We start from the raw sequence: 16575 nt of genomic DNA, 5'->3' as shown, positions 1-16575 counted from the left end.
GAGCCCCAGAGGATCACGCCGATCAGCGCATGACCAACTTGGTCGCGGTATGCTCATCCGTGATCAACCCTGACAACACACCGCTATTGAGCACGGCACGAATGGCATCCACTTTTTCAGGGCCGCCCGCCAGCGCCACAATATTGTGTTGGCGCAAACTATCGAGCGAGGGCGCAATGATCCGCTCCGTAAAGGGAGACTCCACGGGCTTGCCCTGGTCATCGAAGAAATGCCCCAGCAGCTCACCCGATGCACCGGCGTCGCGGACACCTTGCAGCTCCTCGTCCTTCAGCATGCGAGACGTGACCAGTTGCGCCTCCCTGTCAACCGAGCCGATGCCGACCAGGGCCACATTCATCGAGGACATCAGATCGAACACTTCAGCCACACCGTGCTGCGCCAACAACACCGCCTTGTCTTCCACTGAATTGGCCAAGAACGGAACCGGCAGCACGTAGGCTTCAGCGCCAGTGAGCTCGGCGAGCCGATGAATGACGTCATGGGGGTTGGCAGTGAATCGACGCGTCAGTCCGCCCAGCAAGGACATAAACTGAATATCGCCGGTATCGACCAGTGGCAATTCATTCACCGCCGCCATCAGTGACCTGCCGTGACCAATGCCTATCATCAGCGCTTCGCGGCTTTCGAACTGCTGCTGCAAAAACCGGGCACCACCATAGCCCAGGGCCTTGAGCGGCATGGCACTTTCGGCCAGATCAGGCACCACATCGCAATAGGTCAGCTCATGCTGCCCCCGCAGTTGCTCTTCGTATCGAATGCAGTTCGCCACTTCACCTTCAACACTGACGCGGACATACCCGGCTTTCATGGCGGCAGCAATCAATCGATGCGCTTTAGCACGTGACACCTGCAAATGGTCCGCAACCTCAGACTGAGTAAGCCCCGAAATAAAGTGCAAACATGCCGCTCGAACGGCGAGCATTTCGTCGGCTGAATTGGCTGATCCTGTTTTTGTCATTGTTTTGCCTTTTGAACATTATTTCAGCGGTTGAAAATTATTTCAGCTATGCTATGTTATGTCAATGTTAACTATAAAAATCAGTTGGTACGAACAATGACAAATCCGCCAAACAATCCGGTTCAGTGTGACTTTCTGCCAGCATTCTGTGCTCTCTACTGCCGCATATACTGCAGATAGTGCGTAAAGAACGCTTTGAAAACTCTGACCACAGCAGTTGACAAAAAAATCATCACACTTTTAACATTTCTGTGTTAAATATAACGTGTGGCTTGACTGGCTGCAGTGGTAGGTAGAGAGCAAAAGCTGAAGGAACCCAAAAGCACAAGATCGGCTGATGGCTACCGCGTTGAACAACAACAACAGACAAGAAAGGTTACAAGAGATGAGCACATACCAAGACGTCGCAGCAAAGCGGAGTAGCAAACCGTCACGACGGTCTCTGACCATTTCGTTACTGGTGGCAGCGCTGATTGTTGCCATGGCTCTGGATACGACGGTGGTCAGAACCGGTTCAGACCTGGATTTCACTGAAGAGGCCTTTTCTCCCGAGCAGTTCGGCGCGACAGAATTCCCCGCTGTACAACAGTGGATCGAGGAAAACGCCGTTGGTGTGCAGTTGCTCGTTCAGGCCCTGGAAGACGACCGCGATGCAGCGATTACGCAGCACGGCAGACAGACGGGGGCGCACCCGATATTCCCGGTATCCTTTACCGGTCGAATTGAGGAAGGCCAGAGCGGCATTGTAGAAGTGGCGGTGGACCAGGCGCCTGATGACCTCACGATTCGTCTTCAGTTGGGGCCTGCCATCAATGGCACCGAGTTGCGCGATGTCACCGGAACAATCCGGTTCCAGCAATTCACCAACCAGATCGAATATCAGAATGCCGGCAGAGCACTCAACAACGCAATGCGAGCCGACACTCTGGACCCGATTGACCGAGATCAACTGGAAGGTCGCCTGATTACTGTCTCTGGTGCCTTTACGTTGATCAACCCCAACAACTGGCTGGTAACACCAGCAAGGGTGACGGTGCAATGAACACGACAACCAACCCGGATCAGTCATCGCCAGCCAACACTGCCACAGTCCTGTCGGCCCGCAACGTGGCCAAATCATACGGCAGTGTTCACGCCTTGAAGGGCGTCAATTTTGATGTCCACAAGGGCGAAGTTACCACGCTGTTTGGCGAAAATGGTGCCGGTAAGTCGACACTGATGAAGATTCTGGCGGGCATTGTCAGCCCCAGCTCAGGAGACATTCTGGTTGACGGCAACGTGGTGACCTTTCGCTCACCAGCCGATGCCGCAGAGTATGGCATCTCGATCATCCACCAGGAGCTGAGTCTGGCGCCCAACCTGAGCGTCACCGACAATATCTTCCTGGGTCGCGAGATCGTCGGAGCGGGCGGTGTGGACTTCGCGACCGAGCGTCGCATCACCGCCGAATTGATGCAGGAACTGGAAGAGGACATCGATCCTAGAACGCCGGTCTCAGAACTCAAGCTGGGCCAGCAACAGATTGTCGAAATTGCCCGGGCGCTGCAGATCAATTCACGCATCCTGATCATGGATGAACCCACCTCTGCCCTCAGTGCCACCGAGGTAGAGGTGCTGTTCAAGGTGATCCGCGACCTGAAAAAGCGCGGTGTCTCCATTGTCTATATTTCGCATCACCTGGAAGAGGCCCTGGAAGTCACTGACCATGCGGTGGTGCTGCGTGATGGCAACATGACGGCCTACGCCAAACGTGCCGACATCGACTTGCCCTGGATCGTGCGTCACATGGTCGGTGAAAACTTTGATCTGGGCGCCCCTCCAGCCGGATACGACTTCGGAGAGCCCGTACTCAGTGTCAGGGACCTCAGGGTCGTGGATGACACCGGCAAAGTCCTGGTCGACAAGTTGAACCTGGACGTTCGGGCAGGCGAAATTGTCTGCTTCTACGGACTGATGGGCGCCGGACGCACTGAGTTGCTAGAGACCATTGCCGGACGCAACGAACCAGCCAGCGGGGATATCTTGCTCAATGGCCACAGTGTATTGAAGCTGAGTATCGCGCAAAGAATCGAACTGGGCCTGGCATTGGTGCCGGAAGATCGTCAGCGCGACGGCCTGGTACAAACCATGTCGATCGGTGAGAACCTCTCTCTGGCCAGTATTTCTTCCTTTGTAAAAGGGCTGATGACCTCAAGACAAATGGAGTCAGAGGTCGTCAGTTCGGCCATTCGCAATGTCCACATCAAAACCAATGACAGCCGTGCCGGCATCGGTTCGCTCTCTGGCGGCAACCAGCAAAAAGTGGTGATCGGCAAGATGCTGGCTACATCGCCAAAAGTGCTGCTGCTTGACGAGCCGAGTCGAGGCATCGATATCGGTGCCAAATCCGAAGTATTCAAGTTGCTTTCGAAAGGTGCTCAGCAAGGGCTCGGGGTTATCTACTCCACGTCGGAGGTCACCGAGTGCTTCGGCGTTGCACACCGCATCATTGTCATGAGCCGGGGTCGAATTGCCGCCGAGTTTGAACCCGATGTCAGTAAAGACGAAATAATGGCGGCGTCCGGCGAAGCCGTCCTTTCAGAATAAGAATTGGAGCCCAAGATCATGTCCACAACAAGTCAATCCCGTTGGCCGAGTCTGCAAACGACAAGCCTGGCGCCACTGGTGGCCAAGGTGCTGCTGGAAGGAAGAGCGTTTTTCGCATTGATCGCTATCATTGTCGTGTTCTCAATGCTTTCACCTTACTATTTCACGGTCAGCAATTTTCTGACCATGTCTTCTCAGGTGTCCATCTTCGGACTGATTTCCCTGGGTATGCTGCTGGTCATTCTGACCGGGGGTATCGACCTTTCTGTGGGTTCCGTACTCGGACTCTCGGGGGTTTTTGCCGGCTTTCTGCTGCAGGGGGTATCGCTCGAGTTTCTGGACCTGGCGCTCTTTCCTCCGGTCTGGGTAGTGGTGGTGCTTACCTGTGCCCTGGGTGCATTCATGGGTGCCATCAATGGCACGCTGGTCGCCTACTTCAGAGTGCCCGCCTTTGTGGCCACGCTGGGCATGCTGTATGTCGCCCGCGGTATCGCCTTGCTGATGACCAACGGCTTGACCTACAACCGACTGGGCGGGCGCCCGGAACTGGGCAATATCGGTTTTGACTGGTTGGGCTTCAACCGCATCATGGGTATCCCGATTGGGGTTCTGATACTGGCTGCTGTAGCCATTGCCATCGCTGTGCTGCTGACACGCACGCCGCTGGGCAGATGGATCTACGCGACCGGGGGGAATGCCAAGGCGGCTGAATTATCCGGCGTGCCAGTGAAACACACCACGGTCACCGTCTATGTACTGTCAGGTATCTGTGCTGCCCTGTCCGGTCTCGTGCTCGCCTCTCAACTGACCTCTGCCGGTCCGACCGCAGGTAACACCTATGAGCTGACCGCCATTGCGGCAGTCGTGGTCGGCGGTGCCGCCCTTTCCGGCGGCAGGGGCAATGTCCAGGGCACGCTGCTTGGCGCCTTCGTGATCGGGTTTCTGGGCAGCGGGCTGGTCATCATCGGTGTCTCATCTTATTGGCAAACGGTATTTACCGGTGCCGTGATCATCCTGGCCGTGATGCTGAACAGCATCAATTACCAACCAAAGAAAAAGTTTGCAGCGGGCGACAGCAAATCGTCTGCGAGTAACAGCGATTCTGCTCAACGGCAGGGCTCTTCCATGTAGTCCGCCACTGCAGGACCCAAGCCGATCAGTATCGGTGATAAACCTAAAAACAACACTGGAGAGAACTCATGTTAAAAACAATCAAGCGACTGACCATGACCGGGCTTGCTGCAGCCGCATTGGGGCTGTCTGGTCTCGTTTCAGCGGACAACGGTCTGATATCCATCATCGTGAACGACCCATCCAACCCTTACTGGCATACAGAGGGTGAGGTGGCGCGAGAAACCGCCGAGGAACTGGGGTATCGTGCCAATGTAAGTGCGCACCGGGGCGACACTAATGAGGAAAGCCGCCTCATCGACACCGCAATCACAAACGATGCGGCCGCCATCATTCTGGATCCTGCGAATGCCGATGGTTCGATCGGTGCTGTTCGTCGTGTAGTTGACGCCGGTATCCCAATTATTCTGGTCAATGCTGAAATCAACGAAACCGGACTGGCCCAGGCGCAGTTGGTCTCCAACAACGCTCAGGGTGCAGCCTTGGGTGCGGCCCACTGGGTTGAATTGATGGGTGGCGAAGGCAACTATGTCGAAATGTTCGGTGCGCCGTCAGACAATAATGCGCAGACTCGCTCAAATGGCTACACCACCGTCATTGAACAGTATCCGGACCTGGATCAGGTCGGCTCTGAAGTCGCCAATTGGGACCGCACAGAGGGTTACAACCGTATGCAGAACCTGATGCAGGCCAACCCGGATATTGCCGGTGTTATCTCTGGCAATGACGAAATGGCTCTGGGCGCGATCTCTGCCCTGAAAGAAGCAGGCCGCTTTGACGGTGTCGTCGTTGGTGGCTTTGATGGCAACCCTGATGCCATTGAGTCTATCGAGGCTGGCGAAATGGCATACACAGTGCTTCAACCAGTCGCAGTGTTCTCGCGGGAAGCAGTCATCCAGGCCGACCGTGTTATCCGAACAGGCGAAACCGGTGTTGACGAAGAAAAGCAGCTGTTTGATGCCATGTTGATCACACCTGACAACATTGATCAGATGACAGCACCGTTCGTTTTCGAAGAATAAGTTGTTAGCCTTGGGGGCAGCCTTGCTGCTCCCTTTTTTTGTTTTACCGAAACGCTCCCAGAGAGTGGTGATGCTCGGATTGTTCAACCGACTGGTCCACAAGAAGCAGAATTTCTTAACAGTCCTGTTGATATGTTATATCAGAAGAATGATACAATTCGCAGAAATCCCAGAGGTATACGACGGGCCGTGGATACAGCGTTGGAACAGTTTTTCAAAGAAGCCGCGATAACAGACAGTCGGCAAATGCGACAGCTGAGCCGGCGACAGCAAATTGCAGAAACTGTCGTGGCTAGTGGCAGCGTTCGTATTGAAGCTCTCGCCGAGCAATTCGGCATCAGCCTGATGACCGCTCATCGTGACCTGGATGAACTGGAACACCGCGGCCTGCTGCGCAAGGACAGAGGCGTGGCGACAGTGACGCCGACCAGTTTGACGGAGTCCAGTGACGCCTATCGAGTCAAGCAGCAAAGCGAGGAAAAGAAGCAAATTGCCAAAATGGCCTCAGACTTGCTGGAGCCCGGCGAGACGGTATTTCTTGATGACTCGACAACCGTGCTGCAAATGGTGCCCTTCCTGCATCACAGACTCCCGCTGACAGTGATTTCCAATTCCATCACCCTGATGAACGCACTGCGCGAAATGGATGATATCAACCTGATTGGTCTGGGTGGGCGATACCACAGTTGGTGTAACGCCTTCCTGGGTCACATGACCATTAATGAAATCAAAGGCCTGCATGCTGACACACTGGTGATTTCAACCTCAGCGATCATGGACGGAGTGGCCTATCATCAATATCCCGAGATGGTAGAAACCAAACAGGCCATGTTTCGCGCCGCCTCCAGACGGATACTGCTGGCAGATCACAGTAAGTTCAAAAAACGTGCCCTGCATCACATGGCCCGGCTGTCTGACTTCGACACCGTCATCACCGACCGACAGACAGACGAAGGCGCCATCAGGGACCTCAGAGCACGCGGAGTCAAAGTGATGATCGCACCAGGGGTCAAGGTTTAGGAAGGTGCCATGAAAGAGTCTGAAATTCGATTTTTCAAGCCGCTCTGGCGCCGACTCGCTCTGCTCAGCACCGCCCTTGCCTGGGTAGCCGTAGAACTGGTTTTCGGATCGGAGATCTGGTTGCTGGCCTCTTTATGCCTTGTGGCCTATATCCTGTGGCGTTATCTGTTGCGGTTTCCCGCCGAAGGGTCCGACAAGTAGCCTTTGATGCGCTCGACTTCCTCTGCAGAGCCGAACAACAACGGCGTCTTCTCATGCAGACCAGTCGGTACTTTATCGAGGATTGGATCAAGTCCATCAGTTGCCAAGCCACCCGTCTGCTCGATCAACCAGGCGATCGGGAAAGCCTCATAGATCAACCGCAAGTGTCCGTTCTCAAACCCAGGACGCGAGTCACTGGGATACATGAAAATACCGCCCTGATTCACGATTCGGTGCAGCTCACCAACAGCCGCAGCGAGCCAGCGCATATTGTAATTCTTGCCTGCAGGCCCCTCGGAGCCCGCGATCAAATCCCCCAGATAGAGCTGCAGTCCGGCCGGAAGGTGTCGAACATTGGAAGCGTTGTACGCCACCATATTGGTCTCTCTGCGCAAGGTGACCGACTCCTCGGTCACACGAAAGCGTTCGCTGTATATGTCCAGTGTGGCCAGGGTCAGTCCTTGGCCGACGCTGACACCCAGGTCTGTCGAGTGGCCAAAGGAGATGTATCCTGCAGCCACTGTGTCCCGTCCGGAACGCAGGAAGGACTCGCCCGCCGGAAATATGGCAAACAGCAACCCCAAGGGTGCACCGATGCCAATACTGCCCGAACCATCGATGGGGTCAATCGCCAGATCGAACTCCCCCTGCTCCGAAATCGCAATCACTTCTTCGGCTTCCTCGGACAGTACCGACCTGACAGAACAGCCAGCCACGGCGGCGAGCAGATGCTTGTGGGCTCCAAAGTCCAAGGCCTTTTGTCGGTCACCGCTGTCATTCAACCCAACAACTTCTGCCGGATTCCCCGGCAGATGCCCCAGAGCCAGCCGCCTGCCCAACGGAATTGCCGCTTGGGTAATGGCGTCAATCAGCTCGATGAGCGCAGTCTGCCGAGGGTTCCTGGGCAGTTTGGACGCCAGGTGGGCACAGACATCCGAGCCGCGGATTTCGCGATCATTTGGCATTTTCAGCAGGGAATTCATGACACACTGCCCTGCAGCAAAGTATTGGCTCGTTCAATGATGGCGTCTTCAGTAATGCCCATGTGCTGATACACTGAATCCGCAGGTGCCGACGCACCAAAGGCTGTCATGCCGATGACGTCTTTGTCACTCGCCACATATCGCGTCCAGCCAAATTTGCTGGCGGCCTCGATGGCAATGCGCGGTGCATCACCGAGTACACTGTGCTGATAGGCCTCGGGATTCTGTTCGAAAAGCTCCCAGGAAGGCATTGAAACGACGGCTACGTTCACACCCTGTTCATGCAATCGACTGGCCGCGTCCACTGCCAGAGACACTTCCGTCCCGGTTGCCAGCAGCGTCAGGTCACGCTTCGCCCCAAACTCACGAATGATGTAACCACCCCGGGCGGTCAGATTCTCGCCGGTATCGTCCAGCCGCAATTGCGGCACGCCTTGTCGGGACAGCGCCATCAAGGTCGGAGTCTGACGACTCTGCACCGCGATCTCCCACGCCTCCAGTGTCTCCACCACATCAGCCGGTCTTAGCACCGTTACCCTTGGCATGGCGCGGAAGCTTGCCAAATGTTCAACCGGTTGGTGCGTCGGCCCGTCTTCGCCCAGCCCGATGCTGTCATGAGTCATGACATACACCACGCCTATATTCATCAGGGCTGACAAGCGAATGGCATTGCGGGCGTAATCCGAAAACACCAGAAAGGTACCACCATAGGGAACAAGCCCCCGATGCACGGCCATGCCATTCATCATGGCCGCCATTCCGAATTCCCGAACGCCATACGAGATGTATCGACCTTCAGGATGCTCACTGGTGTAGTCCTGTCCGAGCGCCTTGACGCGAGTAAGATTCGAACCGGACAGATCAGCAGACCCGCCAATCAGTTCCGGGCAGTGTTCAGCGAGAACATCCAGTGCCAACTGGCTCGCCTTGCGGGTCGCCACCTTGACCGGTTTGGCAACCAACTCCTGTCGGGCCCTGGCGACCGCAGCGGTCAATGATTCAGGGAGTTGCCCTGCCATGCGCCGCTCGAACTCTGCCCGAACCGAGCCTTTAGACGCTGCAACTCTGGACTCCCAGTCCTTGCGGGTGTCTGTGCCACGCCTGCCATACTGACGCCACTGGTCGAGCAACGCTTCAGGGATATCGAATGCACCATAGCTCCAATTCAGAGAATCCAGAGTCAAATCACGCTCGTCTGTACCCAACGGCGCTCCATGTGACGAAGCTTTCCCCGACTTGTTCGGTGACCCAAACCCGATAACCGTGCGCATCTTGATCATTGTGGGGCGTTCGGTTTCTTGCCTGGCGGATACGAGTGCCTTGTCGATGGCCTGATGGTCATGCCCATCACACTCGATCACACGCCATCCCGCGGCCTGGAAGCGACCCGAAACATCTTCCGTAAACGCCAGATCAGTTGACCCATCTATTGATATGCCGTTGTCGTCATAAATCACCGTCAGCTTGTTGAGTTTCAGATGACCGGCCAACGAGATCGCCTCTTGACTAATCCCCTCCATCAAACAGCCATCACCGCAGATCACCCAGGTTCGGTGGTCTACCATCTCCTTGCCGAACCGGGCTCTCAGCGAGCTTTCCGCGATAGCCATGCCCACGGCGCCAGCCAGGCCCTGCCCCAGTGGACCTGTTGTGATATCGATACCAGGGGTGTGCCCAAACTCGGGATGGCCCGGTGTCACTGACCCCCATTGGCGAAAATTCTTCAACTCTTCAAGGGGCATGGATTCAAAGCCAGTCAAGTACAGCAAAGAATACTGCAGCATTGAAGCATGGCCGTTAGACAAGACAAAACGGTCACGATCTGGCCAGTCTGGCTGTATCGGGTCGAACTTCAGATGCCGAGTCCACAACACCGTAGCGACGTCCGCCAGTCCCATGGGGGCACCCGGATGGCCCGAATTCGCTTGCTCTACAGCATCAATAGACAGACTGCGTACACAGTTTGCCAATGCAAACGATGTAGTATCTTTCCTGGCAGTGCCAATAGCGTCACCGAGTTCGGTCATTTTCCATTCTCCGTTATAGTCTAAGTGTCCGTGAACATGGGCTATGCGCGGTTAGGGGAACGCGTCATTGGCCGCCCGTTGGCAAAGAGCTTTGGTGCTGACTGCAACCGTTCAGAGGACCGTGCCATCTTGATCATTGGTAAGTTAACTTAAGAGCCCATTAGATCACATTTATTTGTTACTTTGAAACATTTTTATGTTATAAACGCCTAGCGTACTGCGCTAGCGACAGGAGTAAAGCCATGCGACCTGAAGACCGCCGCGACGATATTGTTGAATTTCTGATCGAGAAAGGCTCCGCCAGTGTAGACGTGCTCGCGGACAAGTTTGGAGTGTCAAAAATGACAATCCACAGAGATCTGGACTTTCTGGAGGATGACGGACTACTGAGAAAAGTTCGCGGCGGTGCGAGTATCGAGGCCAGCGGCCAGTTCGAGAGTGATTTTCGCTATCGGGCGCGCGTCGCAACCGATGAGAAAAGGGAAATCGCGCAGCGAGCTGCAGGATTCATCGAGCCAGGAACAAGCGTGATGATTGACGATGGATCAACCTCACTAGCCACCATTCCTTACTTGCTGAAAAAAGTACCACTGACGGTCATCACCAACAATCTGGCCATTATCGAGCAGTTATCCGGCAAGCCCGGCATTACGCTAATTGCGCTGGGTGGCAGCTACGCGAGGAAGTTCAATGGCTTCTTCGGTGTACTCACCCATAACGCACTGTCCACACTAAGAGCAGACATTGCACTGCTCTCTACATCAGCCATCACTGGTTCCACAGCCTATCACCAGGACCAGGAAATCCTTGCCGTCAAGCGGCAAATGATCGAGTCAGCGAGTGCGACCTACCTGATGGCAGACCATCAAAAGTTCGGGAAAACCGCATTGCACGTTTTTTCCCATTTGAGTGAATTTGATGGGGTCATTGTGAGCCCCAGAATACCAAGCGAAACAGTCGGCCACCTCCAACAGGAAGGTGTAAGACTCTATTTCACCGAGGACCATGTCAATGACGAAACAATACTGGATCGGAACCAGTTGGAAGATGAACAAGACTCTGCCGGAGGCGCTTAGCTTCGCCGAACAACTGCGTGACGCCAAAATAGACGAAAGCATAGTACCCTTCGTGATACCGCCGTTCACCTCAGCGAGGCAGGTCAAAACCACATTGAAGTCGACACAGGTTCAGGTGGGCGCACAGAACATGCACTGGGCGGAGTCGGGCGCCTGGACCGGAGAAATTTCACCCAATATGCTGACCGACTGCCAACTGGATCTGGTTGAACTGGGGCACTCGGAACGACGCACGCACTTTGGCGAAACAGACGAAAGCGTTGGCAAGAAAACAGAGGCTGCGGTTCGACACGGCTTGATACCGTTGATTTGTGTTGGAGAAACAGAACAGGAAAAAGACGCCGGACAAGCAGATCAGGTTCTGGAACAGCAGGTGCGTGGTGCGCTGTCACTACTGAATGCAGCGCAGCTCAGATCGCCCATTCTCTTGGCCTATGAGCCGGTTTGGGCCATCGGAGAGAACGGTAAACCGGCGACTCCGCAATACGCCAATGCGAAACATGAATTCATAAACGCCGTTGCCCAGGATATAGCGGGTACACCCATCCCTTGTCTCTATGGTGGCAGTGTCAATCCGGACAATGCGACTGACTTGATCCGGGAAACACATATCGACGGGCTTTTCATTGGCCGCTCCGCCTGGGAGGCGTCGGGCTACATTGGCATCCTCCAACAATGTGCGGAAGAACTGTCACTGCAGTAGTGCATACCCAGGCATAAAAGCAAGGTGGCGATTGAAGACGCAGGATGGTCAGGCGCTGTTTTGGCGTCCTGACCAATGAGATTCAGAAACCAATTCAAGCCTTGCTGATTTCCAATGACTCGTAGTGGCGAATTCGCTCAACCTTGTCACCCGATCTCTGGCTATCGAAGTCCGAGGCCAGAAATGAATCAACAATACTCTTTGCCAGTTCAATGCCAATGACCCGAGCGCCGAGGGTCACGATCTGAGCATCATTGCTCTTGCGAGCCCGCTCAGCCGAATAATTGTCATGTGCCTGAGCCGCCCGGATGCCCTGAACCTTGTTGGCAGTCATCGCCATGCCAATCCCAGTACCACAGCACAGTATGCCGAACTGCTGCTTCTGTTCCTTGACCGAGGTAGCGAGCACATGAGCAACGTCCGGGTACAAGGCACTCTCGCCAGCTTGAACTCCAAAATCTGTGACTTCATAGCCTTGGCTAGCCAGGTGGTTCTTCAACTGATCTTTCATGTCGACGGCAGCGTCATCACAGCCGATCGCGATGGTTGGTTTGGTGTTCATTGTCTTCTCCACATTCGTCATTGATCAAGTGATCATATGACCACTATCCGATCAATTGTAACACCACGAGTGATTAAATACACACCCATTGATCATATGTTCAGATCACGCTACCACTTGTTGGTGCTTGCCGAGGCGAAACGGGTAGATCTGATCGATCAAGAAGTGAGGGTCGGGTGCGCAAACCCGGGAGTATGTAAATGGAGCGAGGGGGGGGGATTAGCGGTCGACGCGACACCTGAAGCCAGCAGGCAGCGAAAAAATTACTGACACACACTTAATGGGACAGCCCTCACAGTCATCCAAACCATTTGGCGAAACACACTTCGCTGTTTAACTTACCCTTCAGTGGCATTGGCAAGACTGAGCACTGTCATGGCGTTGGTCGTGCTGGTTGCCAGGGTGTCAACAACGCCGGTACGTAACGCGCCGAGTATGCCCGAGGCCTTCGTATTCTCGCTTGCAATCGCCACAACATCTGGAATACGCCTCAGGTCGTGGACATCCAGCCCAATCACCCTTCCGCGCATGGCCGCCTGAGTTTCCCGGCCATGGATGTCGATAAAGTCATATCCCATCACATCACCCACCGTCCCGGCCAAACGTGCCTCAGCTATCTCTTGAGGCGAAAACCAGCCCATGCGAACCATGTTGCTGTCTTCGCTCATATCGCCAACGCCGACCAGTGCCAGATCGGCCCGGCGCGCTCGATCAAGCGTCTGTTTCACGGTCGGGTTTTCCTGCAGCGCCTCACGCACAGCCTGGTCCTGCACCAACGCTGGCGCATAGAGCGTTTCGCTCTCACCTCCGAACTTGGCCGCCAGGCGTCGGCAGATATGATCAGGGTTCATGTACTCTCCCGCCCTTAGTGAACCACCTATTGCAGAAACAAATGACACATCACAAGTATGCTGAGTAAAGACGTTTTCAGCCACTGCGCCCACATTACGCCCCATTCCAACAGCCACTATCTTGCTGTCAGTCAATCGTCGTGTCAGGTAATCAGCCACCAGCCCGGCAACTGCATGGCGCTGACTCTGCGCATCAGAGAAATCGGGGGCGATCAAAGCGCGTGCAATCCCGAACCGCTTGACCAGGCTGGCCTCAAGATCACTGCTAACAGAAGGGTGATGCCTGACACGAACGTCCACTATGCCGACCGCGTGTGCCTTCTTGATGAGTCGACCAACCTTGATACGGGAGATGTTGAGCCGCTTCGCGATGGCCTCCTGAGTCTCACCTTCCACGTAATACTGGCTGGCTATCTCAGTCATCAGGGCGATTTCAGGGTCGTTCAAGGGCTCACTCATGCGACTTTTCTCGGTGTGTAGTAGGCCTAAGAGGATAACGCACATGGCGCCGACAATCATTTTGACCTGCGCCGGCATTGACTTGTACATCACCTGTAAATATCATTTGAACATTACTTGTTCATATGATCATCATTAACGGAAAAGAATCATGGCTTTAATCACGCTCAGACAATTATTGGATCACGCAGCCGAGCATGAATATGGAATGCCGGCCTTCAACATCAACAACCTTGAGCAAGTCAGAGCCATCATGCAGGCAGCCAGACGCATGGACTCACCGGTGATTCTGCAAGCGTCAGCCGGTGCCAGAAGTTACGCTGGCCCCAAATTCCTGCAAAAGATGGTTGAAGCAGCCACCGAGGAATATCCTGACATTCCGATCTGTTTGCATCAGGATCATGGGGCCAGCGTATCCGTCTGCCTCAGGTCCATTCAGTCCGGCTTCAGCTCCGTCATGATGGACGGCTCTCTGCTGGAAGACGGCAAGACACCGGCAGACTTTGACTACAACGTACGTGTCACCGCCGAAGCGACCCGTGCGGCCCATGCCTGTGGCGTTTCGGTCGAAGGCGAGCTGGGGTGTCTGGGCTCACTGGAACAGGATCACGACAGTCTCAGCAAGGACCAACTGTTGACCGATGTCGATGAAGCGGTCGCCTTTGTAGAGGCCACCCAGGTTGACGCACTGGCAGTGGCGATCGGGACAAGCCATGGTGCCTACAAGTTCTCGCAGCCACCAACCGGTGAAACGCTGGCCATGAAACGCATTCAGGAAATTCACCAGAAACTGCCGAATACACACCTGGTCATGCACGGCTCTTCTTCTGTACCGCCCGAACTGGTGGCCTTGATCAACCAGTTTGGCGGCGAGATCCCCGAAACTTATGGCGTGCCGGTTGAGGACATCGTCAAGGGCATTCGTCACGGGGTGCGCAAGGTCAACGTCGATACGGACTTGCGTCTGGCCAGCACGGCAGCGATTCGACAATTCCTGAGCGAGAATCCAAGCGCTTTCGACCCACGTCAATACCTCAAGGCCAGCATTCAGGCAATGCAATCTATCTGCGAAGCCAGGTTTGAAGCCTTCGGCAGTGCGGGGCAAGCCTCCAAGCTGACGCCCATACCGCTACTGGAAATGATCAAGAGATACAACGAATAGGCAACCGATGAATGATGTCCCGCGGGGCTTTGCGTGAAATTGTTCAGAGGTGCTCGAACGCCCAACCAACAAAATCAGCGGGTGCACACAATGAAAACAATGAGCATCAAAGCCATATTGTATATTGCCTTCTCAGTCGTTTCCTTTCTCATGGTCGTCATTGCTGTAGTTGGCGCTCTGGGCAAGGGTACGAGCAACAATGACCTGGAAACCATGTACAGTCAGTCCGTTGCAGGGCTGGCCGAAATGTCGACTTTTTCGGTGCTGGTCAAGGACAGCTACATCGAATTGCTTGAGGCACAGACGCTAGACCCACGTACGCGATTCAGCGAGGAGCAGATCGACGAGCGTCGCACCGTTATGGAAACCCGCAATGCCGCAATCAGGCAGCACTGGGAGTCCATCAGCCAGCTCAACCTGACGCTGAGTGAGCGGGAAATGGCGGACGATATTGCTGAATCGTTGGATACTTACCTGACAGACGGTGTCGAAGAGGCGACACGATTGATTCTGAATCGCGATTTGATCACAGCCTCCAATTACGTGCAGGATCCGATACAAGGCATGTTCGAACACCTCAACGACATGACATCGGACCTGATACAGGCGCGAATGAATTTCGCCTCTGCCCAGCGCATGCACGCCGCAGAGCGTTTCAACCGGCTGATCATCGGACTCAGCGCCACCCTGATCGTGGCATTGCTGCTGGCCATCAGCATCAGCGCTTACCTGACTCGCATCATCAACAGACCGCTGAATCACATCAAGGTCTCGCTCCAGGACATCAGCGACGGCAAACTCGACCAGACCATTCAGGTGTTACGGCACGATGAACTGGGTGCTGTCTGCAATGGTCTGAGCGATATGCAGGCGAACCTCAGAGACATTCTGAACCAGATCAAAACGTCTTCCGGCCAACTCAGCAGCACTGCCGGTGAGCTCACTCGGATAAACAATGACTCAACAACGACGATTGATGAGCAGAATGAGAAAATTGAACAGGCCGCAACCGCCATGAACGAACTGTCTACAGCGGTCGCGGAAGTCGCCGCCCTGGCCGCCGAAACCGCGACGGAAAGCGCCCGTTCAGAACGTCTGTCCTCAACCGGCGCCAGCCACGTGGAAGAGTCTGCACAGGCCATCAGTACCGTCGCCGAGAAGATCTCCACCGCTTCAAAAGACGCTGACAAGCTGGTCAGCCGAGTGGGAGAGGTTTCCACAGTGCTGGATGTGATACGGGATATCTCTGGACAGACCAACCTGCTTGCCCTGAATGCAGCCATAGAGGCGGCCCGGGCAGGGGAATCCGGCCGAGGCTTTGCAGTTGTCTCGGATGAAGTCAGATCGCTGGCCCATCGGACTGAACAGTCCCTGCAGGAGGTCGAGAAACTGATTGCCGCCGCCCAAAGCAGTTCTGACGATGTCATTCAGGCCATCGACTCCAGCGTGAAGGAGTCCGAAAATGCCATGTCCATCGCACAACAGGCGAAGGCCGCACTGCTGGAAATTTCGGAACTTGCTGCCAGCACCAGTGAACGCAACGAGTCCGTGGCCAGCGCCACAGAACAACAGGCCCAGGTCACGCGGGATATCGATCAGAACCTGACCGATATCCGTGACCTGTCCGGCCGGGCATCCGATGCGGCAAAACAGTCATTGCAGGCCGGTACCGGTATCAGCAAGCTCACCACCACACTGGACCGAATGGTAGCCAGATTCACCACCTGAGCAACTGAATAAATGTGTTGATTCAGGGGCCAGGTGAAAACGAATAAGTGAACAAGGCTCACACCACCCTGAGACACTGCCCGGC

15 protein-coding genes are annotated in these 16575 nt (G+C 54.9%); 10 read left to right on the top strand and 5 right to left on the bottom strand.

Features of this window, described 5'->3' with window-relative positions; genetic code table 11:
* Window positions 1-22: 22 nt before the first annotated feature.
* Window positions 23-868, bottom strand: a complete 846-nt coding sequence (locus tag LAT62_RS08145; RefSeq protein WP_293381753.1) for a sugar-binding transcriptional regulator — start codon at window positions 866-868, stop codon at window positions 23-25.
* Between the two features lie 496 nt (window positions 869-1364).
* Between LAT62_RS08145 and LAT62_RS08140 the strand changes: the two genes are divergently transcribed.
* From LAT62_RS08140 to LAT62_RS08115, 6 genes are all read left to right on the top strand, one after another.
* Window positions 1365-2021 (top strand): DUF2291 family protein, encoded by a 657-nt coding sequence (locus tag LAT62_RS08140; RefSeq protein WP_293381749.1) that lies wholly within the window; start codon window positions 1365-1367, stop codon window positions 2019-2021.
* The gene (locus tag LAT62_RS08135; RefSeq protein WP_293381746.1) at window positions 2018-3565 is read left to right on the top strand and encodes a sugar ABC transporter ATP-binding protein; all 1548 of its coding nucleotides are present in this window, start codon (window positions 2018-2020) and stop codon (window positions 3563-3565) included. Before LAT62_RS08140 ends, LAT62_RS08135 begins: the two co-directional genes overlap by 4 nt.
* Window positions 3566-3583: 18 nt before the next feature.
* Window positions 3584-4696: an ABC transporter permease gene (locus tag LAT62_RS08130; RefSeq protein ID WP_293381743.1), complete on the top strand. Its 1113-nt coding sequence runs from the start codon at window positions 3584-3586 to the stop codon at window positions 4694-4696.
* A gap of 68 nt (window positions 4697-4764) precedes the next feature.
* Window positions 4765-5718: a D-ribose ABC transporter substrate-binding protein gene (locus LAT62_RS08125; RefSeq protein WP_293381740.1), complete on the top strand. Its 954-nt coding sequence runs from the start codon at window positions 4765-4767 to the stop codon at window positions 5716-5718.
* 132 nt (window positions 5719-5850) lie between these two features.
* Window positions 5851-6738 (top strand): DeoR/GlpR family DNA-binding transcription regulator, encoded by an 888-nt coding sequence (locus tag LAT62_RS08120; protein WP_367120545.1) that lies wholly within the window; start codon window positions 5851-5853, stop codon window positions 6736-6738.
* 9 nt (window positions 6739-6747) lie between these two features.
* Window positions 6748-6939 carry a hypothetical protein gene (locus LAT62_RS08115; protein ID WP_293381734.1) on the top strand — a complete coding sequence of 64 codons (192 nt, stop codon included), beginning with the start codon at window positions 6748-6750 and terminating at the stop codon, window positions 6937-6939.
* Here LAT62_RS08115 and LAT62_RS08110 read toward each other — a convergent pair.
* Both LAT62_RS08110 and tkt read right to left on the bottom strand, forming a co-directional pair.
* Window positions 6900-7922 carry a class 1 fructose-bisphosphatase gene (locus LAT62_RS08110; RefSeq protein ID WP_293381730.1) on the bottom strand — a complete coding sequence of 341 codons (1023 nt, stop codon included), beginning with the start codon at window positions 7920-7922 and terminating at the stop codon, window positions 6900-6902. The genes LAT62_RS08115 and LAT62_RS08110 overlap by 40 nt on opposite strands.
* Window positions 7919-9949, bottom strand: a complete 2031-nt coding sequence (tkt, locus tag LAT62_RS08105) for a transketolase (protein ID WP_293381727.1) — start codon at window positions 9947-9949, stop codon at window positions 7919-7921. Before tkt ends, LAT62_RS08110 begins: the two co-directional genes overlap by 4 nt.
* Before the next feature lie 242 nt (window positions 9950-10191).
* Here tkt and LAT62_RS08100 point away from each other — a divergent pair, with 242 nt between their 5' ends.
* Complete coding sequence (locus LAT62_RS08100; RefSeq protein WP_293381724.1) at window positions 10192-11025, top strand: DeoR/GlpR family DNA-binding transcription regulator; 834 nt, start codon at window positions 10192-10194, stop codon at window positions 11023-11025.
* On the top strand, window positions 10997-11728 hold the full coding sequence (locus tag LAT62_RS08095; RefSeq protein ID WP_293381722.1) for a triose-phosphate isomerase: 732 nt from the start codon (window positions 10997-10999) through the stop codon (window positions 11726-11728). The genes LAT62_RS08100 and LAT62_RS08095 overlap by 29 nt, the downstream gene beginning before the upstream one ends.
* Window positions 11729-11822: 94 nt before the next feature.
* On the opposite strand, the gene rpiB is transcribed toward LAT62_RS08095, so the two are convergent.
* Window positions 11823-12290: a ribose 5-phosphate isomerase B gene (rpiB, locus tag LAT62_RS08090; protein WP_293381719.1), complete on the bottom strand. Its 468-nt coding sequence runs from the start codon at window positions 12288-12290 to the stop codon at window positions 11823-11825.
* Window positions 12291-12628: 338 nt separating this feature from the next.
* Window positions 12629-13588, bottom strand: coding sequence for a sugar-binding transcriptional regulator (locus LAT62_RS08085; RefSeq protein WP_293381716.1), 960 nt, complete (start codon window positions 13586-13588; stop codon window positions 12629-12631).
* Between the two features lie 163 nt (window positions 13589-13751).
* Here LAT62_RS08085 and fba point away from each other — a divergent pair, with 163 nt between their 5' ends.
* Both fba and LAT62_RS08075 read left to right on the top strand, forming a co-directional pair.
* Window positions 13752-14762, top strand: coding sequence for a class II fructose-bisphosphate aldolase (gene fba / locus LAT62_RS08080; RefSeq protein WP_293381713.1), 1011 nt, complete (start codon window positions 13752-13754; stop codon window positions 14760-14762).
* Window positions 14763-14852: 90 nt separating this feature from the next.
* Window positions 14853-16490, top strand: a complete 1638-nt coding sequence (locus LAT62_RS08075) for a methyl-accepting chemotaxis protein (protein ID WP_293381710.1) — start codon at window positions 14853-14855, stop codon at window positions 16488-16490.
* The last annotated feature ends 85 nt before the right edge of the window (window positions 16491-16575 follow it).

The sequence above is a fragment of the Natronospirillum sp. genome, from assembly GCF_022565775.1.
Classification (GTDB): domain Bacteria; phylum Pseudomonadota; class Gammaproteobacteria; order Pseudomonadales; family Natronospirillaceae; genus Natronospirillum.
The sequence above is the reverse complement of the archived record's forward strand: the minus strand, read 5'-3'. Positions and strand labels throughout refer to the sequence as shown.